Source organism: Pseudomonas moorei (assembly GCF_008801475.1).
GTDB classification, from domain to species: domain Bacteria; phylum Pseudomonadota; class Gammaproteobacteria; order Pseudomonadales; family Pseudomonadaceae; genus Aquipseudomonas; species Aquipseudomonas moorei.
Window position 1 is genome coordinate 240,866 of the sequence record NZ_VZPP01000002.1, and the last position, 23,165, is coordinate 264,030.

At 60.1% G+C, this 23,165-nt stretch carries 23 protein-coding genes and 1 other RNA gene; 10 read left to right on the forward strand and 14 right to left on the reverse strand.

The features are described 5' to 3' along the window. Positions 1–16 precede the first annotated feature (16 nt). The 6 genes from F7R06_RS04050 to F7R06_RS04075 form a co-directional block, all read right to left on the reverse strand. Positions 17–1,021: an extracellular solute-binding protein gene (locus F7R06_RS04050; protein WP_090326393.1), complete on the reverse strand. Its 1,005-nt coding sequence runs from the start codon at positions 1,019–1,021 to the stop codon at positions 17–19. A 176-nt stretch (positions 1,022–1,197) separates the two neighbouring features. Next, on the reverse strand, positions 1,198–2,415 hold the full coding sequence (locus F7R06_RS04055) for a 2-octaprenyl-3-methyl-6-methoxy-1,4-benzoquinol hydroxylase (protein ID WP_162842400.1): 1,218 nt from the start codon (positions 2,413–2,415) through the stop codon (positions 1,198–1,200). 9 nt (positions 2,416–2,424) lie between these two features. After that, complete coding sequence (locus tag F7R06_RS04060) at positions 2,425–2,910, reverse strand: DUF4442 domain-containing protein (RefSeq protein ID WP_090326400.1); 486 nt, start codon at positions 2,908–2,910, stop codon at positions 2,425–2,427. Next, a complete protein-coding gene (ubiH, locus tag F7R06_RS04065; RefSeq protein WP_090326402.1) occupies positions 2,903–4,090 on the reverse strand; it encodes a 2-octaprenyl-6-methoxyphenyl hydroxylase in 1,188 nt (395 codons plus the stop codon). The genes F7R06_RS04060 and ubiH overlap by 8 nt, the downstream gene beginning before the upstream one ends. Next, positions 4,087–5,421 carry a Xaa-Pro aminopeptidase gene (pepP, locus tag F7R06_RS04070; RefSeq protein WP_090326405.1) on the reverse strand — a complete coding sequence of 445 codons (1,335 nt, stop codon included), beginning with the start codon at positions 5,419–5,421 and terminating at the stop codon, positions 4,087–4,089. Before pepP ends, ubiH begins: the two co-directional genes overlap by 4 nt. A 26-nt stretch (positions 5,422–5,447) precedes the next feature. After that, complete coding sequence (locus F7R06_RS04075) at positions 5,448–6,008, reverse strand: YecA/YgfB family protein (protein ID WP_090326407.1); 561 nt, start codon at positions 6,006–6,008, stop codon at positions 5,448–5,450. 192 nt (positions 6,009–6,200) lie between these two features. Here F7R06_RS04075 and F7R06_RS04080 point away from each other — a divergent pair, with 192 nt between their 5' ends. The 4 genes from F7R06_RS04080 (at position 6,201) to F7R06_RS04095 (ending at position 7,625) form a co-directional block, all read left to right on the forward strand. Beyond that, positions 6,201–6,410 carry a TIGR02449 family protein gene (locus F7R06_RS04080; RefSeq protein ID WP_007982902.1) on the forward strand — a complete coding sequence of 70 codons (210 nt, stop codon included), beginning with the start codon at positions 6,201–6,203 and terminating at the stop codon, positions 6,408–6,410. Further along, on the forward strand, positions 6,407–6,724 hold the full coding sequence (locus tag F7R06_RS04085; RefSeq protein WP_090326411.1) for a cell division protein ZapA: 318 nt from the start codon (positions 6,407–6,409) through the stop codon (positions 6,722–6,724). Before F7R06_RS04080 ends, F7R06_RS04085 begins: the two co-directional genes overlap by 4 nt. A 30-nt stretch (positions 6,725–6,754) precedes the next feature. Beyond that, positions 6,755–6,933: non-coding RNA, 6S RNA (ssrS, locus tag F7R06_RS04090), on the forward strand. An 86-nt stretch (positions 6,934–7,019) separates the two neighbouring features. Next, positions 7,020–7,625 (forward strand): 5-formyltetrahydrofolate cyclo-ligase, encoded by a 606-nt coding sequence (locus F7R06_RS04095; RefSeq protein WP_090326414.1) that lies wholly within the window; start codon positions 7,020–7,022, stop codon positions 7,623–7,625. Between the two features lie 34 nt (positions 7,626–7,659). Here the strand turns inward: F7R06_RS04095 and F7R06_RS30705 are convergent, their stop codons facing one another. Then, entirely contained in the window at positions 7,660–7,815 is a 156-nt protein-coding gene (locus F7R06_RS30705) for a hypothetical protein (protein WP_090326416.1), read from the reverse strand. Between the two features lie 196 nt (positions 7,816–8,011). Here F7R06_RS30705 and F7R06_RS04100 point away from each other — a divergent pair, with 196 nt between their 5' ends. The 4 genes from F7R06_RS04100 to F7R06_RS04115 all read left to right on the forward strand — a co-directional run bounded on the left by F7R06_RS04100 (position 8,012) and on the right by F7R06_RS04115 (position 13,397). Beyond that, the gene (locus F7R06_RS04100; RefSeq protein WP_090326419.1) at positions 8,012–8,461 is read left to right on the forward strand and encodes an EVE domain-containing protein; all 450 of its coding nucleotides are present in this window, start codon (positions 8,012–8,014) and stop codon (positions 8,459–8,461) included. Positions 8,462–8,593: 132 nt separating this feature from the next. Beyond that, positions 8,594–9,559 (forward strand): HlyD family secretion protein, encoded by a 966-nt coding sequence (locus tag F7R06_RS04105; RefSeq protein WP_090326422.1) that lies wholly within the window; start codon positions 8,594–8,596, stop codon positions 9,557–9,559. Next, positions 9,556–12,279, forward strand: coding sequence for a ribosome-associated ATPase/putative transporter RbbA (gene rbbA / locus F7R06_RS04110; RefSeq protein ID WP_090326425.1), 2,724 nt, complete (start codon positions 9,556–9,558; stop codon positions 12,277–12,279). The genes F7R06_RS04105 and rbbA overlap by 4 nt, the downstream gene beginning before the upstream one ends. Then, positions 12,279–13,397, forward strand: coding sequence for an ABC transporter permease (locus F7R06_RS04115; RefSeq protein ID WP_090326428.1), 1,119 nt, complete (start codon positions 12,279–12,281; stop codon positions 13,395–13,397). Before rbbA ends, F7R06_RS04115 begins: the two co-directional genes overlap by 1 nt. Before the next feature lie 34 nt (positions 13,398–13,431). On the opposite strand, the gene F7R06_RS04120 is transcribed toward F7R06_RS04115, so the two are convergent. Continuing rightward, the gene (locus tag F7R06_RS04120) at positions 13,432–13,839 is read right to left on the reverse strand and encodes a flagellar basal body-associated protein FliL (protein WP_090326430.1); all 408 of its coding nucleotides are present in this window, start codon (positions 13,837–13,839) and stop codon (positions 13,432–13,434) included. A 150-nt stretch (positions 13,840–13,989) separates the two neighbouring features. On the opposite strand from F7R06_RS04120, the gene F7R06_RS04125 reads away from it, so the two are divergent. Further along, positions 13,990–14,967, forward strand: coding sequence for an NADPH:quinone oxidoreductase family protein (locus tag F7R06_RS04125; protein ID WP_090326433.1), 978 nt, complete (start codon positions 13,990–13,992; stop codon positions 14,965–14,967). 113 nt (positions 14,968–15,080) lie between these two features. On the opposite strand, the gene F7R06_RS04130 is transcribed toward F7R06_RS04125, so the two are convergent. Then, on the reverse strand, positions 15,081–15,749 hold the full coding sequence (locus F7R06_RS04130) for a gamma-glutamylcyclotransferase (protein ID WP_090326435.1): 669 nt from the start codon (positions 15,747–15,749) through the stop codon (positions 15,081–15,083). Positions 15,750–16,099: 350 nt separating this feature from the next. Here F7R06_RS04130 and F7R06_RS04135 point away from each other — a divergent pair, with 350 nt between their 5' ends. After that, complete coding sequence (locus F7R06_RS04135; protein ID WP_090326438.1) at positions 16,100–16,576, forward strand: sn-glycerol-3-phosphate transporter; 477 nt, start codon at positions 16,100–16,102, stop codon at positions 16,574–16,576. 60 nt (positions 16,577–16,636) lie between these two features. Here F7R06_RS04135 and F7R06_RS04140 read toward each other — a convergent pair whose 3' ends face one another. The 5 genes from F7R06_RS04140 to trxA all read right to left on the reverse strand — a co-directional run bounded on the left by F7R06_RS04140 (position 16,637) and on the right by trxA (position 23,084). Further along, positions 16,637–17,605 (reverse strand): CDP-6-deoxy-delta-3,4-glucoseen reductase, encoded by a 969-nt coding sequence (locus F7R06_RS04140; RefSeq protein WP_090326441.1) that lies wholly within the window; start codon positions 17,603–17,605, stop codon positions 16,637–16,639. Beyond that, positions 17,605–19,071, reverse strand: coding sequence for a 4-hydroxy-3-polyprenylbenzoate decarboxylase (gene ubiD / locus F7R06_RS04145; protein ID WP_090326443.1), 1,467 nt, complete (start codon positions 19,069–19,071; stop codon positions 17,605–17,607). The genes F7R06_RS04140 and ubiD overlap by 1 nt, the downstream gene beginning before the upstream one ends. Positions 19,072–19,151: 80 nt before the next feature. After that, positions 19,152–21,107: an acyltransferase family protein gene (locus F7R06_RS04150; RefSeq protein WP_090326446.1), complete on the reverse strand. Its 1,956-nt coding sequence runs from the start codon at positions 21,105–21,107 to the stop codon at positions 19,152–19,154. Between the two features lie 140 nt (positions 21,108–21,247). Beyond that, positions 21,248–22,507, reverse strand: a complete 1,260-nt coding sequence (rho, locus tag F7R06_RS04155) for a transcription termination factor Rho (protein ID WP_003206716.1) — start codon at positions 22,505–22,507, stop codon at positions 21,248–21,250. A 247-nt stretch (positions 22,508–22,754) separates the two neighbouring features. Further along, a complete protein-coding gene (gene trxA, locus F7R06_RS04160) occupies positions 22,755–23,084 on the reverse strand; it encodes a thioredoxin TrxA (RefSeq protein WP_003206727.1) in 330 nt (109 codons plus the stop codon). Positions 23,085–23,165: the final 81 nt, after the last annotated feature.

Below are 23,165 nucleotides of genomic sequence, written 5' to 3' on the forward strand. Positions count from 1 at the left end.
CAGTCTACTAAGCAACTCAGTTCCAGCCAGCGCGATCCATCATGCGAATCGCCTCGGCCTGACGCTTGCCGGCGACTTCCACCGGCAAGGTGTCGGCCACGAACTGCCCCCAGGCAGCGACTTCAGCCGATGGATGCACGGCAGGGTTGGCCGGAAACTCCTGGTTGACGTCAGCGAAGATTTTCTGCGCCTCAGGCGTGGTCATCCACTCCACCAGCGCCTTGGCGGCTTCCGGATGCGGCGCGTGCCTGGTCAGACCGATGCCGGACAGATTGACGTGCACGCCTCGATCCGCCTGGTTTGGCCAGAACAGCTTCACTGGAAGGTCAGGTTTCTGCTTGTGCAGACGGCCGTAGTAGTAGGTGTTGACGATGCCGACGTCGCATTGGCCGGCCTTGATGGCTTCCAGCACCGCGACATCGTCGGAGAACACGTCGGTGGACAGGTTGTTGACCCAGCCCTTGAGGACCTTCTCGGTTTTCTCGGCGCCGTGGACTTCGATCATGGTGGCGGTCAGAGACTGGTTGTAGACCTTCTTCGCCGTGCGCAGGCACAGGCGGCCTTCCCAGTTCTTGTCGGCCAGGGCTTCGTAGGTGGTCAATTCACCCGGTTTCACCCGTTCGGTGGAATAGGCGATGGTCCGCGCCCGCAGGCTCAGGCCGGTCCAGGCGTGTGAGGATGCGCGGTACTGAGGCGGGATGTTGGCGTCGATGGTTTTCGAGGGGAACGGCTGGAGGATACCCATCTGCTCGGCTTGCCAGAGGTTGCCGGCGTCGACGGTCAGCAACAGGTCGGCGGTAGCGTTCTCGCCCTCGGCCTTGATCCGCTGCATCAGCGGGGCTTCCTTGTCGGTGATGAACTTCACCTTCACCCCGGTTTTCGCGGTGTAGGCATCGAAGACCGGTTTGATCAGCTCATCGATACGCGAGGAGTAGACCACCACCTCGTCGGCAGCCTGGGCGACGGTGCTGCCGATCAGGGTCAGGGCCAGTGCGGTCAATAGACGCTTTGGTGCCAACATGGGAGCGGTCTCTCGATTGAAAAAGTGAGGGCAAATGATAAGGACTCACATTTAGCTTCTCAATCGAACAGTTTGCGGAGGAGTTACCAGATGTTGCACCGCAGGAAATCCACGGCGGATGTTCTGGCCCCATCGCGAGCAAGCTCTCGATGGGGTCATTAGCCTCGGTAAAAATCTCAGGCCTTGGCCAGCGCCGGTAAGTCCCCGGTCAACCCAAGGGCCTCACGCACGAACAACGCCTTGGCCTCGGGCATTTGCTCGACCATTTTCAACCCGGCATTTCGCAACCAGCGCACCGGCAACGGATCGGCCTGGAACAAGCGCTCGAAACCCTCCATCGCCGCCATCAACGCCAGGTTATGGGGCATGCGCCGGCGCTCGTAGCGACTGAGCACTTTCACATCCGCCAGACGTTCACCCCGGCTTGACGCTTGCAGCAGCACTTCGGCCAGCACGGCGGCATCGAGGAACCCGAGGTTTACGCCTTGGCCGGCCAACGGGTGAATGGTGTGCGCCGCATCACCGATCAGGGCCAGGCCTTCAGCGACGTAACGCTTGGCATGTCGCTGACGCAGCGGTACACACAGGCGAGGGTCGGCGCTGAGCACAGTACCGAGCCGGCCTTCAAAGGCCCGCTCCAGCGCGCGACAGAAGCCTTCGTCATCCATGGCCATCAGCTGTTCGGCTTCACCGGGGGTGGTCGACCAGACGATCGAGCACCAATCCTGCTGACCGTCCCGTTCCAGCGGCAGGAACGCCAACGGGCCGTTATCGGTAAAGCGCTGCCAGGCGGTCATTTGATGAGGTTTTGAGCTGCGCACGCTGGTGACGATTGCATGGTGCATGTAATCCCACTCACGGGTCGCGACACCGGTCAGGCGCCGCACCGCCGAATTGGCACCATCTGCCGCGATCACCAGAGGCGCGCGCAGGGTACGGCCGTCGGCCAGGGTGAGCAGCCAGTCGTCACCAGAGCGGCGCATTTGTTCCAGGCGCGCATTGGCCAGCATGCCCAGGTCGCAGTCGTGCAAGCGATCAAGCAAGGCGTCCTGAACCACGCGATTCTCGATGATATGGCCCAGTGCATCGGCATGCACACTGGCGGCCGAGAAGTGGATTTCTCCAGTGCCGCTGCCGTCCCAGACATGCATGTCGCGGTAAGGACTGCTGCGGCGGCTGACGATGCCATCCCAGACACCCAAGCGCTCAAGAATCCGCTGACTGGCGGCAGACAAGGCGCTCACTCGCGGCTCGAATGGCGCCTGGGCGTCAAAGGGTTTGACGCTCAAAGGGCTGCCGTCCAGCAGCAGGACTTCCAGCCCGCTGTCCTGCAACGCCAGCGCGAGGGCGCTGCCGACCATTCCAGCCCCGACAATCAGCAGATCTGCGCGCATTTCCATGCTTTAAGCCTGTCTCGCTTGCGGCTTGAGCCGCACGTAAAGGGTTTTTCCGACTCGCGCCACCAGGTGGCCGGCGCCGTCGTGAATATCGACCTGCAATTGCGGCAGGTACTTGTCGCCACCCGCAGTCTGCCGACGGATCTCGTCGAGCAGGGTGTCATCGATGTTGAAACGGGCATACACCGTGCCTTTGCCCGGCGCGATGAAGTCGATGTCGGCGGCTTTGTCCCAGACGATGTAATGACGCCCGAGGTTTTCCATGAGCATCAACATGAAGAACGGGTCGACCATGGAATACAGGCTGCCACCGAACTGCGTGCCCACGTAATTGCGGTTGTACCAGCTCAAGCCCATGGACACCTGGATGTCGCGAAAATCATCGCTGATGTGCCGCACCCGAACCCCGGCACCTAGGTACGGCGGGTAGAGACCCATAAACCAGCGCATCAGCCGCGCCTTGCCGATCTTTTTGGTTAGCCATTCAAGCATCGGGGCGAGTACCCAGGCCCATTGCCTGCCTGGCGAACCAGCGCTTGGCCGGCGGCAGCAGGTCGAGGCCCAGCAGACCCAGGTTGCGCCCCATGGAAACCAATGGCTGAGTGCTGCCGAACAAACGCGTGACCTGGTCGGAGAAGCCCACCGTGAGGTTCTGATCCAGGCGCTGACGTTCGCGGTAAGCCTGCAAGGTCGCAAAATCGCCCGGCGTTCCGTCGCTTGCAAGCAGCGCATCGGCCAATGCCTGGGCATCACGCAGGGACAGGTTGAAACCCTGACCGGCGATCGGGTGCAGGCTGTGTGCCGCGTTGCCGAGCACAGCCAGATGCGGCCGAACCTGCTCTTCGGCCTCCACCAGTGCCAGCGGATACAAATGGCGGGCGCCGACCTGCTTCAAGGTGCCGAGGCGATAGCCGAATACACCCTGCAATTCACTGAGGAAGCTGCGTTCATCAAGGGCCGCCAGCCGCTGCGCATCCATGCCCTGGCGAGTCCAGACCAGTGCACAACGGTTGTCCGGCAGTGGCAGCAAGGCCATCGGACCATCGTCGGTGAAGCGCTCGAAAGCCATGCCGTTATGGGCTTCGCTCGGCGTAATATTGGCGATCAGCGCGCTCTGGTTGTACGGGCGTTTCTTGATGCCGATGCCCAACTGCTCGCGCAAGCCGGAACGGCCGCCGTCAGCGAGCACAGCCAGGTCGCATTCCAGGGTGGTTTCATCATTGAGGGTCAAGCGATAGCCGTCAGTCAGCGGCTCCATGCGCGTGACTTCAGCCGGGCAGCGCCAACTGATCACGTCCTTGTCCAGGCCTTGCCACAGGCATTGCCCGAGCCAGGCGTTTTCCACCACGTAACCCAGCGCTGGAACGCCTTCTTCCATCGCCGACAGCCGCGCCGTGGAAAAACGCCCACGGTCGGAGACGTGAATCTGCTTGATCGGCTCGGCGCGGCGGGAAATTTCCTGCCACACGCCCAGGCGCTGATAAATCTGCCGGGCACCAAAGGACAACGCCGTGGAGCGCGCGTCGTAGCTCGGTTGCCAGGTATGGCCGGGAGCGAAAGGCTCGATCAGCACGATCTTCCAGCCGCGGGCCTTGGCCCCGGCCTGCAAGGCCAACGCCAGACTGGCGCCAACCAGGCCACCACCGATAATCGCCAGATTGACTCGACTCATGCCGCTTGTGTCCGTGCTTCGGCCATCAGGGCCTCGATCTCGGCGACCGTTTTCGGCACGCCTTTGGTCAGGATTTCACAGCCGGTTCTGGTCACCACCACGTCGTCCTCGATGCGCACGCCAATGCCGCGCCATTTCTTCGCCACGCTCTGGTTATCCGGGGCGATGTAGATCCCCGGCTCCACGGTCAGCGCCATGCCGACTTCCAGCACGCGCCATTCGCCGCCGACCTTGTATTCGCCGACGTCATGCACATCCATGCCCAGCCAGTGCCCGGCACGGTGCATGTAAAACGCCTTGTAGGCTTCGCTGGCGATCAGCTCATCGACATCGCCCTGCAGCAAACCCAACTCGACCAGCCCCGCAGTGATTACCCGGACCGTGGCTTCGTGGGCCTGATTCCAATGCTTGTTCGGGGCGATCTCGGCAAACGCCGCTTCCTGCGCCGCCAGCACCAATTCGTAGATGGCCTTCTGTTCCGCAGAATACTTGCCGTTGACCGGCCAGGTGCGCGTGATATCGCTGGCGTAACAGTCGATTTCGCACCCGGCGTCGATCAACACCAGATCGCCGTCCTTGAGCACCGCGTCATTCTGCTGGTAATGCAGGATGCAACTGTTGCGCCCCGCCGCGACGATCGACCCGTAGGCCGGCATCTTCGCCCCGCCCTTGCGGAACTCGTAATCAAGCTCGGCTTCCAGGCTGAATTCGTGCAACCCGGCACGGCTGGCCTGCATGGCACGCACATGGGCCTGGGCGGAAATCCTTGCAGCTTCGCGCATCACTTTCACTTCTGCCGCCGATTTATACAGGCGCATGTCGTGAAGCAAATGATCCAGGGCAACATATTCGTTCGGTGGCTGGGCGCCAAGATTGGCTTTGGAGCGGATCACGTTGATCCACTCCATCAGATGCCGGTCGAATTCCGGGTTGCTGCCCATGGCTGAATACACCCGGTCACGGCCCTCGATCAGGCCCGGCAGGATGTCGTCGATGTCGGTGATCGGGAACGCGTCGTCGGCGCCGAAGTCGCGGATCGCGCCTTCCTGCCCGGCACGCAAGCCGTCCCACAACTCTCGCTCGGCATTGCGTTCGCGGCAGAACAGGATGTACTCACCGTGCAAGCGTCCCGGTATCAACACCAGCACGGCCTGAGGCTCGGGAAAACCGCTGAGGTACTGGAAGTCGCTGTCCTGGCGGTAAACGTGCTCGACGTCGCGGTTGCGAATGGCCACCGCGGCAGCGGGCAGGATCGCGATGCTGTTGGGTTCCATCTGCGCCATCAAGGCCTTGCGGCGACGGCTGTATTCCGATTTCGGGATATGGATCATGGGCAGATGGCGTTCCCTGGCATTGATCAGTGCAGCGACGGCTTGGCGGCAGCAGGTGCGTCCGCCTTCCGGGTTTCGGAGAACAGCAGCAGCGGCGCAACGCGCAGGTACTCCATGACTTCCATATAGTCGTTTTCGCCGTCGTCGGACTCTTCCAGAGCGTCCTGGACCTGGGAAATCGCCGCCAGATCCTGTAACACTTCGGTGGCCTCGGTGCTCAGCATGCTGCTATCGCGGCAGTTCAGGCCGAAACCGCTGAGGAAGCCCTGACACCATTGACCCAGTGCCGCGGCACGTTCGGCAAGGGGGGCGTCATCGGTTGGCAGCAGCAGAACGACGGTCACGTCGTCGCCAGTGAGTTCGCCCTTGACCATTTCCTGCAGGCCGATCAAGGCATTGCGGACGTTTTCCTGCGGCTCGGTTTCCAGCAGCTCGGCGGCATCGATCAGCCAGCCTTCGGCATCAAAACCAGCACCGGCGCAGCTGCGGCCGAGCAGCAGGCCGTGCAGTTCGGCGGGCGAGACAGGATGACCGCTGGAAGTCAGCAGGGTGGCGAAGGCTTGGTACGGGGAATTCTGAATGGGCATGGGTAGCTAGGCGCCAGACGGCGCTATGTCTAGAATGAAGGCCTTGTATCCTACATCGACTCCTCTGTAGGAGCGAGCTTGCTCGCGATGAACCCGAGAACGCCATGGGGTGTCAGAGCCCCAGCGGTAACGTTGGCGACCATCGCGAGCAGGCTCGCGCCTACAGTTCGCCCCCATCAGACAGTGAAGACAATGGAAGACACCGACCTGCAAGCGCTGATGGCCAGACTCGAGCTGCTGATTACCCGAGTCGAGCAACTTAAGAGCCAAAACGGACTCTTACTAGCTCAGGAAAAGACCTGGCGCGAGGAACGCGCTCACCTCATTGAAAAAAACGAAATCGCCCGGCGTAAGGTCGAATCGATGATTTCGCGCCTCAAGGCCCTGGAGCAAGACTCATGAGTTCAAGCAATAGCGTCACCGTGCAGATCCTCGACAAAGAATATTCGATCATCTGTCCCCAGGAAGAACGCAGCAACCTGGTGAGCGCTGCTCGCTACCTGGACGGCAAAATGCGTGAAATCCGCAGCAGCGGCAAAGTCATCGGCGCCGATCGCATCGCTGTCATGGCCGCGTTGAACATCACGCACGACCTGCTGCACAAGGAAGAGCGCCCGGATGTTCAGGCCAGCAGCTCGACCCGCGAACAGGTACGGGACCTGCTCGATCGTGTCGATCTGGTGCTGTCTACCGATCCGGATGTCACCAAAGGCTGATTCGCGCCGACGCTTGCGGTATACTCCCAACACTCCCTGGGGTGCTTGCCAGTTGGCGATGTCCCTGAGCCGATTTGCTATACCCTGGAGGTTGCACGTTGGGCTGGTGTGCATGTCCGCTAGACGGAAAGCCTTAAAGCCTACTGCATCTTCCACCTTGAACTTTCGGGTTCAAGGGCTAAGTCGACAGCGGTTCATCCGGGGAGCCTGATTCCAGTCCGATGCCGGTTTTAATACCGGCATCGGCGTTTTTACGGGTACGCTTCACGTACCCGATCTGCTGAAGCCCGAATCCATGACCGAACCTGCGCTGCTTCCCCGCCCGCAACTTCGACGCATGCTGCGCAAGGCCCGCCGTGCACTGACCGCCAGTCAGCAGCGCCAGGCCGCTCGCGGGCTGTACAGGCAATTGGCCCAGCAACCGCTGTTTCGCCGCGCCAGACACATCTCTCTTTATCTGCCCACCGACGGTGAAATCGATCCGCGCCTGCTGCTGCGTGCCGCCCAGCGTCGGGGCAAGGCCACCTATCTGCCGGTGCTCAGCGCCTGGCCGCGCACCAAAATGGTGTTCCAGCGCATTCGCCTCGGCGAAAAACTCAAACCCAATCGCTTCCGGATTCTCGAACCCAGGCACAACCTCGCCCGACAACGCAAAGTCTGGGCGCTGGACCTAGTGCTGCTGCCATTGGTGGGATTTGACGATGTCGGCGGACGCCTGGGCATGGGCGGCGGCTTCTATGATCGCAGTCTGGCCTATCTATCGCGCCGTCATGACTGGCGCAAACCGACGCTGCTGGGGCTGGCCCATGAATGCCAGAAGGTAGAGCGCCTGGCTCAGGCGAGCTGGGATGTACCGTTGCAGGGCACGGTGACAGACAAGGCTTGGTATTACGCAGGCTAGACGCCACCGGAATCAGCGGCGTCGAGAGACGGGTTCAGCGTTTGAAAGCGGTCGACTGTTGTTGTAACTGTGCGACTTCGACCGGGGCATCGGTCTTGTTGGTCCACAGGCTTTGGGCATAGCCGGTAGTCACGACCCCAAGGCCGAACAAAATAACCAAAATCCATAGTAAATCCGGTTTGCGTTTCATCGATTGCCCCCCAAAGGCATATCAACACGATGACAGCAGCGGTTTCCGTTTGTAGGCCGTGCAGCAGCGTCAAGCTCTAAAGGCCGGCATTTTGCGACAACGTGAACCGGCACGCAAATGCTGGCGTCAACCGACTGTCGGTTTGTCATAAAATGGCCGGACAAGCCGCCCAATGACCTCGCAAGGAGCTAAAACCATGGCCTATTGGCTGATGAAATCCGAGCCCGACGAACTCTCGATCAAAGGTCTGGAGAAGCTCGGCAAAGCGCGCTGGGACGGGGTTCGCAACTATCAGGCGCGCAATTTCCTAAGGGCCATGGCGGTCGGCGACGAGTTCTTCTTCTACCATTCCAGCTGCCCCGAGCCGGGGATTGCCGGGATTGGCAAGATCGTTGAATCCGCTTATCCGGACCCGACGGCGCTGGAACCAGAAAGCCACTACTTCGACCCAAAAGCCTCACCGGAGAAAAACGCCTGGAGCGCGATTGATGTCGCGCACGTCGAGACGTTTCCCAGGGTCTTGAAGCTCGATTACCTGAAACAGCAGCCCGCACTGGCGCAAATGCCACTGGTGCAGAAAGGCAGTCGATTGTCGGTAATGCCGGTGACCGCCGAACAATGGGCAGCCGTCCTCGATTTACGCTAAATAAAACAGAAGGCGCCGATCGTCCTCCTTTGCCTGACCAATCAGGTTAGGCTTGCCCCTCAGTTGACTGGTATCAAATCGCCCCGGCGCTCGATCAACCAGACTAGGACGCAACAGCCGCAGGATGCCCGCATGTCTACCCACAGTCGCTCTTCGATTTTCTTCGCCAGTTCGTTGATGGTTTTGCTGTTGGCCGCCGGTGGTTTCGGTTACTGGAAGTCAATGCATGACCGGCTGCCCGAAGGCTTGTACGTCGGCAATGGCCGCCTTGAAGCCACCGAAGTGCAGATCGCCAGCAAGACACCCGGACGCCTGGCAGAGGTGTTCGTCGATGAAGGCGACAAGGTCACCAAGGGCCAACTGCTGGCCCGCATGGATACCCGCACCCTCGAAGCCCAGCGCAACCAGGCTGAAGCCGAGGTGCTGCGTGCGCGGGAAAACCTGTCCGCCGCCCAGGCCAACGTGCAACTGCGCCAGAGCGAACAACTGCTGGCTCAACAGGAGCTCAAGCGCTCCCAGGAACTGATAAAGCACGGTTTCGTCAGCAGCCAGGTCGTCGATCAACAACAGGCGCGCCTGGACACAGGCGTTGCCGCAGTCGCCGCTTCCAGAGCCCAGGTATCGGCGGTCAGCGCGACGATTGGCGCAGCCCAGGCCCAAGTGGCGATGTTGACCAGCGAAATCGATGACAGCAGCCTGCGAGCCCCCATCGACGGGGTCATCCAGTTGCGCATGGCCGAACCCGGCGAGGTGCTGGGTGCCGGCGGACGGGTGCTATTGCTGATAGACCCCAGCGACCAGTACATGAACCTCTACCTTCCAGCTTCCATTACCGGACGCCTGGCGGTTGGCGATGATGCTCGGATCCTGCTCGACGCCCTGCCCGACCACCCGCAACCCGCCAAAATCAGCTTCGTCGCCGCCAAGTCGCAATTCACCCCCAAGGAAGTCGAAACCCGCGACGAACGGCAAAAACTGGTGTTCCGGGTCAAACTGCGCCTGACCGATCCAGGCGCCCTGCCCCAGGCCAAGCCGGGAATGCCCGGAGCCGGTTATGTACGTACCGCGCCGGTCAATTGGCCGGCCAACCTGCAATGACTGCCCTGGCGCTGCAAGCCACTGGCATCAACCACCTTTACGGCAAACAGCAGGCCCTGACCGACATCAGTTTCAGCCTGCCCACCGGCACACGCTGCGGCCTGATCGGCCCGGACGGTGCCGGCAAGTCGAGTTTGCTGGGTTTGATCGCAGGCGTGAAAACCCTGCAACAAGGTCAATTGAACGTGCTTGACGGCTCGATTCAGGACCGTCGCCATCGCAATAGCCTCTACTCGCGTATCGCCTTCATGCCTCAGGGCCTGGGCGGCAACCTTTATCCTGAATTGTCGATCAGCGAGAACATCCAGTTTTTCGCCACGCTGTTCGGCCTTTCAAAAGCCGAATGCGACCAGCGCAGGCACAGCTTGCTGCTGGCCACCGACCTGTTGCACTTTGCCGATCGCCCGGCCGGCAAACTGTCTGGCGGCATGAAGCAGAAGCTCGGGCTCTGCTGTGCGCTGATCCACGAGCCGGACCTGCTGATCCTCGACGAACCGACCACAGGCGTCGATCCCTTGTCCCGGCGGCGCTTCTGGGAACTGGTGGACGATGTGCGGCGTCAACGCCCGCAACTGACACTGCTGGTCGCTACCGCGTACATGGAAGAGGCCGAGCAATTCGAACATTGCCTGATGCTCGACGGCGGTCGGTTGATTGCCACGGGCCTGAGCAGCGAATTGGCCGCCGTCACGCCCGGCGGCAAACTCGACGAGGCGTTCACACATTTCCAGGGCGACAGTGGCCACGACAACCAGCCGCTGGTGATTCCTCCCCGGACCGGCTCCACTACTGACATTGCCATCGAGGCCCACGACCTGACCCTGCGCTTTGGCGATTTTACCGCCGTGGACAAGGTCAGCTTCGCCATCGGTCGCGGCGAAATTTTCGGCTTCCTCGGCTCCAATGGCTGCGGCAAAACCACCACCATGAAAGTCCTCACCGGGCTGATGCCGGCCAGCGAAGGCAGCGCCACGTTGCTGGGTAATCCGGTGAACGCCAAGGACCTGGCCACGCGAAAACGGGTCGGTTTCATGTCCCAGAGCTTCTCGCTGTATGGCGAGCTCAGCGTGCGGCAAAACCTGGATTTGCATGCACGCCTGTTCGATTTGCCCAAGGCCGATAGCGTCCGGCGCATCGACGAACTGATCCAGCGCTTCAACCTGGGCGGTGTGGCCGACCAACAGTCCGGCGCCTTGCCGTTGGGCTTGCGCCAACGGCTGTCACTGGCCGTCGCGGTGTTGCATCGACCGGAAGTCCTGATCCTCGACGAACCCACGTCCGGTGTCGACCCGGCGGCGCGAGACGACTTTTGGCGACTGCTGATCGAACTGTCGCGCGAGCAAGGCGTGACGATTTTCCTCTCCACCCACTTCATGAACGAAGCCCAGCGCTGCGACCGCATTTCACTGATGCACGCCGGCAAGGTGCTGGCTTGTGACACCCCGGCAGCACTGCAACGACAGTTCAACGGCGAAACCCTGGAGGCTGCGTTTGTCACCTGTCTGGAACAGGCTCAAGGAACGGCCGAGACACCGACTCCGCCAGCCCCGGTCGACGCACCTGTCACAGCGGCCAAGCCAATGAAAGAGCGCGGTTTCAGTGTCGGGCGACTGGTGGCAGTGGCCACCCGCGAAGGCAAGGAGTTGCTGCGCGACAAAGTGCGAATGGCATTTGCCATGCTGGGAGCCATTTTCATGATGGTGATCTTCGGCTATGGCATTTCGCTGGATGTGGAAAACCTCGCTTTCGCCGTGTTCGATCAAGACCAGACGCCGCAAAGCCGCACCTACCTGGAGGCCTTTCGCAGCTCTCGCTACTTCGCCGAACAATTCCCCATCCGCGACACGAAAGAACTGCATCGACGCCTTCAGCGTTCGGAAATCAAACTCGCGTTGGAGATCCCGCCTGGCTTTGGTCGCGACCTGTACGCCGGACGCCAACCCACTGTGGCGGCCTGGCTGGATGGGGGCATGCCGTTTCGTGCCGAGACCAGTCGCAACTATGTGGAAGCGGTGCACCAGTCAGATCTGGAGCGACTGGCCGAACAGAGCAGCCCCGCACTGAATACCCCCGCAGCAGCCAAACTCGAAACCCGATTCCGCTACAACCAGGACGTGGTCAGCGTCAACGCCATCGGCCCCGGGGTGATGGCGCTGATCCTCGCGTTCATCCCGGCCATGTTGACGGCCCTGGGGATCGTGCGGGAGAAAGAACTGGGGTCGATCACCAACTTCTACGCCACGCCGCTCACCCGCCTGGAATTCCTGCTGGGCAAACAGGCGCCGTATCTGGCGATCAGCCTGATCAATCTGGCCGTGCTGACGGCGATGAACCGCTGGCTGTTCGGCGTGCCCTTCAAGGGCAGCGGCCTCACCCTGGCCTTCGGCGGACTGCTCTACGTATTGGCCACGACCAGCATGGGGCTGTTGATCTCGGCGTTCACCCGGACCCAGATCGCCGCCATCCTCGGCACCATGATCATCACCAGTCTGCCAACCATCCAGTTTTCCGGGCTGATCGTGCCGCGCTCTTCTCTTGAGGGTGCGGCGGCGGTGATGGGGATGTTGTTTCCGGCGGGCTATTTCCTCGATATCACCGTCGGCACTTTCACCAAAGCGCTGGACCTGCGGCAGTTGTGGCCGCAATGCCTGGCGCTGTTCGGGTTTTTTCTCGGGTTTACCGGGCTGAGCCTGATCATGCTGAAAAAGCAGGAGGCCTGATGCACAAGCTTGCTCACATCTTGCGTCTGGGCATCAAGGAACTGACCAGCTTGCGGCACGACAGCGTATTGCTGGTGTTTCTGTTCTACGCCTTCACCGTGGCGATCTACATGCCGGCCGCCGGTTCGGTGATCGGCGTGCACAACGCCAGCGTGGCGATGGTGGACGAGGATCACAGTCACTTGTCACGACAACTGGCCCAGGCCCTGCAACCGCCGGAGTTTCAGCGCCCTGTGCCGCTGCCTTACGGACAACTCGACCAGGTCCTGGACAGTGGCCGGTACACCTTTGTGATCAATGTGCCGGCGAATTTTCAGACGGATTTGTTGGCCGGTCGCCAGCCTGCGGTGCAGGTGAACGTCGATGCCACGGCCATGAGCCAGGCATTCATGGGGGCCGGCTACATCGGGCGGATATTCCAGCGCGAATTGCTGACCTACAGTGGTCAAAGCGATCCCGCCAGCCAGGCGCCGATCCTGCTGACCACCCGCTCGCTGTTCAACACCAACCTGGAAGGTGGCTGGTTCCTGGCCGTGATTCAGATCGTCAACAACATCACCATCCTCGCCATCATCCTCACCGGCACGGCGCTGCTGCGTGAGCGCGAACACGGCACCCTCGACCATTTGCTGGTGCTGCCGCTGACGGCACTGGAGATCATGCTGGCGAAAATCTGGAGCAACATGCTCGTCGTCGTGGTGTGCACCTGGATCTCACTGGAAGTGATCGTCAAAGGCGCACTCGGCGTGCCGCTGGCCGGCTCCATGGGTCTGTTTTTGATGGTGACCGCGGTTTATCTGTTCGCCAGTACGGCGCTGGGGATTTTCCTCGCGACCCTGGCCCGGTCGACACCGCAGTTCGGCCTGCTGGCCATTCCGGTCATCATTCCGATGCTGCTGCTGTCCGGTGGCAGCACGCCGCTCGACAGCATGCCGCAATGGTTGCAATGGGTGATGCAGGGGTCGCCATCGACACATTTCGTCAGCCTTGGCGCCGCGATCCTGTTTCGCGACGCCGGGCTGAGCGTGGTGTGGCCGGACTTGCTCGAGCTCGCCGGCATCGGCCTGCTGTTCTTTGCGATCGCGCTGATGCGGTTTCGCAAGAGCCTGGCGTCCTGAAGCGCTGCTCAAGCCAATGCCTGTAGATCCAGCGTTACTGGATGATCAGATTGTTGAACAACAGATCCTCGACCACCGGCTTGCCGGTTTCGTCATTCATGACTTGCTGGGTTTGCTTCAGGGCTTCCTGACGTAGTTTTTCCTTGGCTTCGACGTTGTTCATCGTCTCGGTGGTCTGCTGGGCAAACAGCGCCACCAGTTGATTGCGGATCAGCGGTTCATTGGCTTTCACCGCTTTGGTGGCCTCGTCACCGGTCACGCGCAACGCCACGTCGGCCTTGTAGACCTTGAGCTTCGGCGTGCCGTCCAACCCATAGTTGCCCACGAACGGCGGGCTGAGGGTGATGTAGTTGACCTTCGGAGCCTCACCTTCTTTTGCCTCTTCGGCCACCGCTGCCACAGGCAGAGACAGGGCCAGCATCAACACGATCCACGCTTTCACAATTCGCTCCTTATCCGGTTTGCGGCCTAGCATAACGACCCGCCGCTCAAGCACAAGCTTATGGCTGACTATCAGGGCCGGGCATGCTCGTTGACCCATCGACTCACACACCTACACTTATCGGCCATCACTCCCAAAGGAATAGCCCTGATGAAAGCCGTGCTGTGCAAAGCCTTCGGCCCCGCCGAATCGCTGGTGCTGGAAGACGTCGCCAGTCCTGTCGCGAAGAAGAACGAAATCCTGCTGGACGTGCACGCCGCCGGGGTGAATTTCCCGGACACGCTGATCATCGAGGGCAAATACCAGTTCAAACCGCCCTTCCCGTTTTCTCCGGGTGGCGAGGCCGCCGGCGTGGTGAGCGCGGTAGGCGAAAAGGTCAGCCACCTGAAAGTCGGTGACCGGGTCATGGCCCTGACCGGTTGGGGCAGTTTCGCCGAACAGGTCGCGGTGCCGGGCTACAACGTGCTGCCGATTCCGCCTTCCATGGACTTCAATACTGCCGCCGCCTTCAGCATGACCTACGGCACCTCGATGCATGCGCTCAAGCAACGGGGCAACCTGCAACCGGGTGAAACCCTGCTGGTTCTCGGCGCTTCCGGCGGTGTCGGCCTGGCCGCCGTGGAAATCGGCAAAGCCATGGGCGCTCGGGTCATCGCCGCCGCCAGCAGCGCGGAAAAACTCGCCGTGGCCAAGGCCGCCGGTGCCGATGAACTGATCAACTACAGCGAAACCAGCCTCAAGGACGAAATCAAACGCCTGACCGATGGCCAGGGCGCCGACGTGATCTACGACCCGGTGGGCGGCGACCTGTTCGACCAGGCCGTCCGCGCCATCGCCTGGAACGGCCGCCTGCTGGTGGTTGGCTTTGCCAGTGGGCGTATCCCTGAACTGCCGGTGAACCTGGCCTTGCTCAAGGGCGCAGCGGTGCTTGGTGTGTTCTGGGGCTCGTTCGCCCAGCGCCAGCCTCAGGACAACGCGGCAAACTTCCAGCAATTGTTCGGCTGGTTTGCCGAAGGCAAGTTGAAGCCACTGGTATCGCAGGTCTACCCGTTGAGCAACGCCGCACAGGCCATCAATGACCTCGGCCAGCGCAAGGCCGTCGGGAAAGTCGTGGTGCAGGTTCGCTGAGCCTTCGCCAGAGACCAAAAAAGGCCGGAACAACTGACGAGGTTGTTCTGGCCTTTTCATTTGTAGCTCTAAAGCCACGAAGCGGGCGCGCAGGTAATGTTTCCTGCACCCTTTCACATCGGCGGAGCATCCGTCTGATCGGACTTTGACTTGCAGCGCTTGAGCCGCGCTTCCAGATTTCGGTCCGGCATTGCATGGCTACGCAAGGCACGAGCGGTCTGTTCGACATAATCGCGCGTGGTGCCGTAGCGCCCGCAAGCGTTTTCAAAAACATGACTGAGCACGTGATCCGGCAAGTTACCGGCATAGCTGGGCAGGTGCCGCTCCAGAACGAATCCCAACGCCTGTACCTGGCTACCGTCTTCAAGTCGGCAATTAAGCCAGTGCGGGCGATAGGACGGAAAGGGCATTTCCCGTTTCCAGAGCGCGTACAGCGAAGCCTCCAGTCGCTCTTCCGGCAATCGGTAGGCAAATCCACTGCAAGAGCCGCCGCGATCCAGACCAAACACCAGGCCGGGCATTTCCGGCGTGCCGCGATGTTCGTGGGACCACAGGTACAAACCGCGATGGTAGCCATGCACCCGCCCGCGAACCCGCTCAACCGCCGTGCATTCGGGGCGCCAGATCAGTGACCCATACGCGAACAACCAGACCGGGCCGCCCTTGTGGCGTGCCATGGTCGACTGCATCGAGCTGAGCAATTGTTCGTGAGTGAGCTGCGGCCCCAGATCGAGCCGCGGAGGGTAAGCCAGATTCAGAAAAGTCGATTCAATGGCTGTCATGGCGGAAGTGTTCGGCCCCACAAGTATTACAAGATGCAGCAAATTTCGTTACATAGAACATATAGCAGTAACTGTAAAACGAAAAGTGCTAAGGGATGTATGACACTCGTGATGCCCCTAAATACCGGTTATCACTGCAGCCACCTCGTTTTATATAGCCTAATACCATTTGCGAAATGGCTTAAATACCTGAATGACATATGCATAAGCATTCGGCCTGTTCAGGGCAGGTTCATAATGCGCAGGAAGTTTCCTACTAAACTCTCGGATTTTCTGCCTTCCCCGTTGCCGGGCGTACACGTATAACGCCCCCTCAGGCGTAAGCCATACCGCTTAACAGAGGCTGGATGATGAGAAAACCGGGGCTTTTTGCCATGTTGTTGATGGTCCAGGCTGGCCATGTTCTGGCGGCGGATGATGCACAACAGGACAAAGGCTTCTGGTATGCACAGACCAGCATCTACACCCGACATTACTCACCTGATCCCGACCACAATAACAATCAGGATCTGATTGGCATTGAACGCAATGACGCGTCTGGCTGGGTATTTGGTGGAGCAACTTTTCGCAACTCGTTCAGCCAGCGCTCCAACTATGCCTATGCCGGTAAACGCTATGAGAGTGCCGAGTATCCGGTGTATCTGAAATTGACCGGCGGGCTGCTCGAGGGCTACAGCGGCCGGTACAAGGACAAGATTCCACTCAACCACTTCGGCATTGCGCCGGTGATCATTCCATCCGTTGGCGCGCACTACGGCCCGCTGGCCGCCGAGTTGGTGTTCCTCGGCGCCAACGCGGCCATGGTGACGACGGGCATTCGCTTCTAGAAAGGGCCTGCCGGGCGGCAATCAAGAGCGCGGATCAAGAGCGGGGATCAAGATCGCGGATCAAGATCGCGGCGCGTACGCAAATACGTCGGCTCGCATCTGGTGGGCGTCCATCCCCGCCTCGACCAGCGCATCCAGCGTGCCGTAGACCATCGCCGGCGAACCACTGGCATACACGTGCAGTGCCTTGAGATCCGGGAAGTCCTCGCGAACGGCTTCATGCAACATGCCGCAACGCCCCTGCCATCCGCACTGATCGCTGACGACTTTATGCAGGAACAGATTGGGCAATTTCAGCCACTCGTCCCAATGTTCGATTTGATAAAAATCTTCGGGCCGACGCACGCCCCAATACAGGTGTACGGGATGTTTGAAGCCCGTGGCACGGCAATGTTCGATCAGGCCGTGGACCTGCCCCATGCCGGTACCCGCAGCGATCAGCACCAGTGGACCGTCTGGCAACTCGGCCAGGTGCGTGTCGCCGAACGGCATGTCGATCCGCACCATCGTTTCGCGTTGCAATTGTTTGATCAGGTTCAGCGCACTGGCTTCGCGCGCCAGCACGTGGATTTCCAGATCGCGCCCGCCTGATGGAGCCGAGGCCAGGGAAAACGACGACTTTTCGCCGTTGTCCCGGTGAATCATCAGATACTGCCCCGCGTGATAACGCGGCGGTTTGCCGGCCGGCGCCCGCAGCCGTACCCGCCAGGTATCACCGCCGACGTCGGTGCAACTGGTGACCTGACACGACAGACTGCGCACCGGCAACTCTCCCAGCGCGAGCACGCCATCCCACAGCACAATGCAGTCTTCCAGCGGCTCTGCTATGCAAGTGTAGAACTCACCATGGTCGCGCACACCGCCGGCCTGTTCGACACGCCCCTCCACCAGCAGCGCGGCACACACGTGGCAATTACCGTTACGACAGCTTTGCGGGCATTCATAGCCCAGACGGCGTGCGCCATCGAGAATCCGCTCGCCGGGCAGGATATCCAGCACCGCTCCGGAGGGCTGCAAAGTTACACGCATCAATCTATTCCTAACTGATTCCAGATGGCATCGATCCGCTTGGTCACGGCTTCGTCCTTGACGATGACCCGACCCCACTCCCGCGTGGTTTCGCCCGGCCATTTATGCGTGGCATCGAGCCCCATCTTCGAACCCAGACCGGACACCGGAGAGGCGAAGTCGAGGTAGTCGATCGGCGTGTTTTCGATCATCACCGTGTCGCGCTTGGGGTCCATGCGCGTGGTGATGGCCCAGATCACGTCGTTCCAGTCCCGTGCGTTGATATCGTCGTCAGTGACGATAACGAACTTGGTGTACATGAACTGTCGCAAAAACGACCAGACGCCGAGCATTACCCGCTTGGCATGCCCCGGATACGACTTCTTCATGGTCACGACGGCCATGCGATACGAGCAACCTTCGGGCGGCAGGTAGAAATCGGTGATCTCCGGGAACTGCTTCTGCAGGATCGGCACGAACACTTCGTTCAGCGCCACCCCGAGAATCGCCGGTTCATCCGGTGGACGCCCGGTGTAGGTGCTGTGGTAAATCGGCTTGATGCGGTGGGTAATGCGCTCGACCGTAAACACCGGGAAGCTGTCGACTTCGTTGTAGTAACCGGTGTGGTCGCCATACGGACCTTCGTCCGCCATCTCGCCGGGATGGATCACGCCTTCAAGGATGATTTCGGCCGTGGCCGGCACTTGCAGGTCATTGCCACGGCACTTCACCAGTTCGGTGCGGTTACCGCGCAGCAGGCCGGCAAAGGCGTATTCGGAGAGGGTATCGGGCACCGGGGTCACGGCGCCGAGGATGGTCGCGGGATCGGCGCCCAGCGCCACGGCCACCGGGAACGGTTGGCCCGGATGCTTCTCGCACCACTCACGGTAATCCAGGGCGCCGCCGCGATGGCTCAGCCAGCGCATGATGACCTTGTTGCGGCCAATCACTTGCTGGCGGTAGATACCGAGATTCTGCCGATCCTTGTTCGGGCCCTTGGTGACGGTCAGGCCCCAGGTGATCAGCGGGGCGACATCCCCAGGCCAGCAGGTCTGCACCGGCAACATGGCAAGGTCGACGTCGTCACCTTCTATGACCACTTCCTGGCAGATCGCATCTTTGACGACCTTGGGCGCCATCGAGATGATCTTGCGGAAGATCGGCAACTTGGACCAGGCATCTTTCAGCCCCTTCGGCGGCTCGGGCTCCTTGAGGAACGCCAACAGCTTGCCAATCTCGCGCAGTTCGCTGACCGATTCGGCGCCCATGCCCATGGCTACCCGCTCAGGCGTACCGAACAGGTTGCCGAGCACCGGAATGTCGTAACCGGTTGGCTTTTCGAACAATAGTGCCGGGCCTTTGGCACGCAGCGTACGGTCACAGACCTCGGTCATCTCCAGCACAGGAGAGACGGGGATCTGGATGCGTTTCAACTCTCCGCGCTGCTCAAGCTGCTGCACGAAATCCCGAAGATCCTTGAATTTCATTGAAGATGGCACCCCTAAAATAGGCGTACATCCTACCTGCTCTGACGGTCAAACAGCAGCCCGTCAGTGCCCGGCATCGCTCAATTGTGGCTCGCACCCAGCAGCAGCGGCACAAACAACGGACTCAACCTGGCGCCTCCCACATCTGACAAGTGATCCTCGTCCCGGTATTGCGAGCGGCCGTCGACCTCGATGCTGCAAATTCTACTGGTGCACATCATTGGCGTAGGGTCGATCACGTGCACCCCTGGATCGGCAGCACTCATGGAATCGAACAAGGCATTGATGAAATGCTGTCGTGTCAGATGTTCTTCGAGCGGACGACCGAGCCCCTCGGCCGAACGCCCGATCCGAGCCAGGCTAGTGAGGCGGTTGACACTGCCTTTGCTTTGCAGTGGTACGTCCTTGAACAGCCAGACTTGCACCCCTGCCTCTCGCAACGCGGCCACGCGCGCCTTCAGCGCAGCAGCCATACGTTGCTCGGCCTGAGCGGTAGTGTCATTGGAGTTGAGCAATACTTTTTTGTCGCCGTCTTCACGACCATATACGTTCAGGCTCCAATTGGACGCCAGCACCACCTCCTTTATCCCGAGACTGCGCACTTTTTCCATGGTCTGTTCGTTGAAGTCTATACAACGCTGGCGCTGATCATTACTGAGTACCGGCGAGCAGGCGCTCATGCTGAACAGCCAGATCGGGCGCCCTTCGCGACGGGCGTTGCGTTCGATGGCCGGCAGCAATGCCGCGGCGTGGCTGTCGCCCCAAAACATTTGTGTGGCCGGGATATCCTTGTTGTTACCGACCAGACAAGCCTTGTCCAGCGACTTGTCCTGGGTGACCAGCATGCAATTCAACTGTCCGGCCCGCCATTCCTGGGCCTGGGCAAATTCCAGCGCCTTGCCGGTCAAGCGCTGGGGAAGGCCGTCAGCTGAATTGATCGCCGTCCCCGTCGTCGCCAGCACCACGATGACAGCAACAGCCCCGGCCAACACCGCGTTACGAGTGGCGAGCAGACGCTTCTCCCGGAACGGCAACTCGACATAGCGCAGGCTCAACCACGCCAGCCCCAGCGACAGGGTGATCCAGCCGATCGCCTCCAGCGGTTGAATGCCGTCGATGGAAATGGCGTTGGCGTAGACATAGACCGGCCAGTGCCACAGGTACAGCGAGTAAGAGAGCAGGCCCACCCAGACCAGCGCACGCAGGCTCAACAACCGCGCGGTCCAGCTCGCGCCTTGCGCACCTGACCAGATCAGCGCAGTCGTGCCCAACACCGGCAACAGGGCGGCCCAGCCCGGAAATACGGTGGATTTGTCAAAAGTGAATACCGCAACCAGCACCGCGACCAGCCCGGCGAGGCCGACAACCTGATACACCCACGCACGCACCGCCTGCTTGGGCGCCGGCATCACAGCCAGCATGGCTCCGCAGAGCAACTCCCAGGCCCGGGTCGGCAGCGAAAAGAACGTGAATTCCGGCTTTTGCTCGATGTAATGAATATTCAAGCCGAACGAGATCAGCAGTACGGCGAGCAACATCCAGCGCCAGTGGCGGACATAACGGATCAGGGCTGTCATCAGCAACGGGAAGAAAATGTAGTACTGCTCTTCCACGGCCAGCGACCAGGTATGCAGCAGCGGCTTCAGCTCGGAGGCAGGCTGGAAGTAGCCGTCCTCACGCATGAACAGAATGTTGGAGATGAACAGCGACTGATAGCGCACTGTTCGTCCCAGCTCGGAAAAGTCCTTGGCCGTCAGCAGCAGCCAGCCCAGCGCCAGCGTGACCAACATGACCATGGTCAGGGCAGGAATGATACGACGGGCACGACGCGCCCAGAAATCAATGAAGCTGAAACGCTGTGCACTGATTTCACGGAACAGGATGGTGGTGATCAGGAAGCCGGAAATGACGAAAAATACGTCGACGCCGACAAAGCCGCCACTGAATGTATTGAATCCGAAATGAAAAAGTACGACGGGAATAACCGCCAATGCCCGTAATCCGTCGATATCACGGCGATTGCCAAACGTGTGCATAAAAGCCCTTTCTCATTTTTGGATACATAGTCCAAGGAAAGGGCGCACGTTATCAACAGCACAGATTTCAATCCAGATACAAATAGACCGGCACAAAAAAAGCGCCCTTTCAGGGCGCTTCTTTTTAAACAGCTTTCTTGTTACTTGCGCTTCATCGACAAGAAGAACTCATCGTTGGTCTTGGTCGTTTTCAGCTTGTCGACCAGGAACTCGATGGCAGCCACTTCATCCATCGGATGCAGCAGCTTGCGCAGGATCCACATGCGCTGCAACTCGTCATCAGCGGTCAGCAACTCTTCGCGGCGGGTGCCGGAACGGTTGATGTTGATCGCCGGGAAGACGCGTTTTTCAGCGATACGACGATCCAGAGGCAGTTCCATGTTGCCGGTGCCTTTGAATTCTTCGTAAATCACTTCGTCCATCTTCGAACCGGTTTCAACCAGTGCGGTGGCGATGATGGTCAGCGAGCCGCCTTCTTCGATGTTCCGCGCAGCACCGAAGAAACGTTTCGGTTTCTCCAGGGCGTGGGCATCGACACCACCGGTCAATACCTTGCCGGAGCTCGGGATCACGGTGTTGTAGGCACGGGCCAGACGGGTGATGGAGTCGAGCAGGATCACCACGTCTTTCTTGTGTTCGACCAGGCGCTTGGCCTTCTCGATCACCATTTCGGCAACCTGCACGTGGCGGGTTGGCGGCTCGTCAAACGTCGAGGCAACCACTTCGCCGCGCACGGTACGCTGCATTTCGGTTACTTCTTCCGGACGTTCATCGATCAGCAACACGATCAGATGAACTTCAGGGTTGTTACGGGCGATGTTGGCCGCGATGTTTTGCAGCATGATCGTTTTACCGGCTTTCGGCGGTGCAACGATCAGACCGCGCTGGCCTTTGCCGATCGGGGCGCACAGGTCGATGACACGACCGGTCAAGTCTTCGGTGGAACCGTTGCCGGCTTCCATCTTCATGCGCACGGTCGGGAACAGCGGGGTCAGGTTCTCGAAGAGAATCTTGTTTTTCGCGTTTTCCGGACGGTCGAAGTTGATCGTGTCGACCTTGAGCAGCGCGAAATAACGCTCGCCTTCCTTCGGAGGACGGATCTTGCCAACGATGGTGTCACCGGTGCGCAAGTTGAAGCGACGGATCTGGCTCGGCGAGACGTAGATATCGTCAGGGCCGGCGAGATAGGAGGCGTCTGCAGAGCGGAGGAAGCCGAAGCCGTCCTGGAGAATCTCCAGCACGCCATCACCGGAGATTTCCTCGCCGCTTTTCGCGTGCTTTTTCAGCAGGGAGAAAATCACGTCCTGCTTGCGCGAACGGGCCATATTTTCTATGCCCATCTGTTCGGCCAATTCGAGCAGTTCGGTAATCGGCTTTTGCTTGAGTTCAGTCAGATTCATATAGGAATGACGTAATCATTTATGGAGGGGGGAAATTAAGCTTTTGGCTTAATGAGGCCGCGCCGCGGAGAAGGCGACAGGATCGCGTACTTATTCGAAAAGGAGAGCGTCGGCGACGGCTAGCAGGGGGCACTGGAGAAACCAGTGCGGGGCCGAATGTAACACCTGAGTTTCGGAGCGTCTAGCCCCTTATAACGAAAAAGCCCCGCTATTTGCGGGGCTTTTTCATGGCACGCTACAACGACGCTTAGATGTTGGCGTCGAGGAAGGCCGCCAGCTGCGACTTCGACAGCGCACCGACCTTGGTCGCTTCGACGTTGCCGTTCTTGAACAGCATCAGGGTCGGGATACCACGCACGCCATGCTTGGCCGGGGTTTCCTGGTTTTCGTCGATGTTCAGTTTGGCAACGGTCAGCTTGCCTTTGTAGGTCTCGGCAATTTCGTCCAGAACAGGAGCGATCATTTTGCAAGGGCCGCACCATTCAGCCCAGTAATCGACCAGTACAGCGCCTTCAGCCTTGAGTACGTCGGCCTCGAAGCTAGCGTCGCTAACGTGTTTGATAAGATCGCTGCTCATGGAATTCTCCAGGGTTGTAAGCAAAAAAACGTGGCCCATCATAGCTGCCCTTCCCACGTTCAGGAAGCCGCAGTTGATTGA

Coding starts and splice junctions, on each gene's coding strand:
- F7R06_RS04050 (WP_090326393.1), bottom strand. CDS start 1,021: ATGTTGGCACCAAAGCGTCTATTGACCGCACTGGCCCTGACCCTGATC.
- F7R06_RS04055 (WP_162842400.1), bottom strand. CDS start 2,415: ATGCGCGCAGATCTGCTGATTGTCGGGGCTGGAATGGTCGGCAGCGCC.
- F7R06_RS04060 (WP_090326400.1), bottom strand. CDS start 2,910: ATGCTTGAATGGCTAACCAAAAAGATCGGCAAGGCGCGGCTGATGCGC.
- ubiH (WP_090326402.1), bottom strand. CDS start 4,090: ATGAGTCGAGTCAATCTGGCGATTATCGGTGGTGGCCTGGTTGGCGCC.
- pepP (WP_090326405.1), bottom strand. CDS start 5,421: ATGATCCATATCCCGAAATCGGAATACAGCCGTCGCCGCAAGGCCTTG.
- F7R06_RS04075 (WP_090326407.1), bottom strand. CDS start 6,008: ATGCCCATTCAGAATTCCCCGTACCAAGCCTTCGCCACCCTGCTGACT.
- F7R06_RS04080 (WP_007982902.1), top strand. CDS start 6,201: ATGGAAGACACCGACCTGCAAGCGCTGATGGCCAGACTCGAGCTGCTG.
- F7R06_RS04085 (WP_090326411.1), top strand. CDS start 6,407: ATGAGTTCAAGCAATAGCGTCACCGTGCAGATCCTCGACAAAGAATAT.
- F7R06_RS04095 (WP_090326414.1), top strand. CDS start 7,020: ATGACCGAACCTGCGCTGCTTCCCCGCCCGCAACTTCGACGCATGCTG.
- F7R06_RS30705 (WP_090326416.1), bottom strand. CDS start 7,815: ATGAAACGCAAACCGGATTTACTATGGATTTTGGTTATTTTGTTCGGC.
- F7R06_RS04100 (WP_090326419.1), top strand. CDS start 8,012: ATGGCCTATTGGCTGATGAAATCCGAGCCCGACGAACTCTCGATCAAA.
- F7R06_RS04105 (WP_090326422.1), top strand. CDS start 8,594: ATGTCTACCCACAGTCGCTCTTCGATTTTCTTCGCCAGTTCGTTGATG.
- rbbA (WP_090326425.1), top strand. CDS start 9,556: ATGACTGCCCTGGCGCTGCAAGCCACTGGCATCAACCACCTTTACGGC.
- F7R06_RS04115 (WP_090326428.1), top strand. CDS start 12,279: ATGCACAAGCTTGCTCACATCTTGCGTCTGGGCATCAAGGAACTGACC.
- F7R06_RS04125 (WP_090326433.1), top strand. CDS start 13,990: ATGAAAGCCGTGCTGTGCAAAGCCTTCGGCCCCGCCGAATCGCTGGTG.
- F7R06_RS04130 (WP_090326435.1), bottom strand. CDS start 15,749: ATGACAGCCATTGAATCGACTTTTCTGAATCTGGCTTACCCTCCGCGG.
- F7R06_RS04135 (WP_090326438.1), top strand. CDS start 16,100: ATGAGAAAACCGGGGCTTTTTGCCATGTTGTTGATGGTCCAGGCTGGC.
- F7R06_RS04140 (WP_090326441.1), bottom strand. CDS start 17,605: ATGCGTGTAACTTTGCAGCCCTCCGGAGCGGTGCTGGATATCCTGCCC.
- ubiD (WP_090326443.1), bottom strand. CDS start 19,071: ATGAAATTCAAGGATCTTCGGGATTTCGTGCAGCAGCTTGAGCAGCGC.
- F7R06_RS04150 (WP_090326446.1), bottom strand. CDS start 21,107: ATGCACACGTTTGGCAATCGCCGTGATATCGACGGATTACGGGCATTG.
- rho (WP_003206716.1), bottom strand. CDS start 22,507: ATGAATCTGACTGAACTCAAGCAAAAGCCGATTACCGAACTGCTCGAA.
- trxA (WP_003206727.1), bottom strand. CDS start 23,084: ATGAGCAGCGATCTTATCAAACACGTTAGCGACGCTAGCTTCGAGGCC.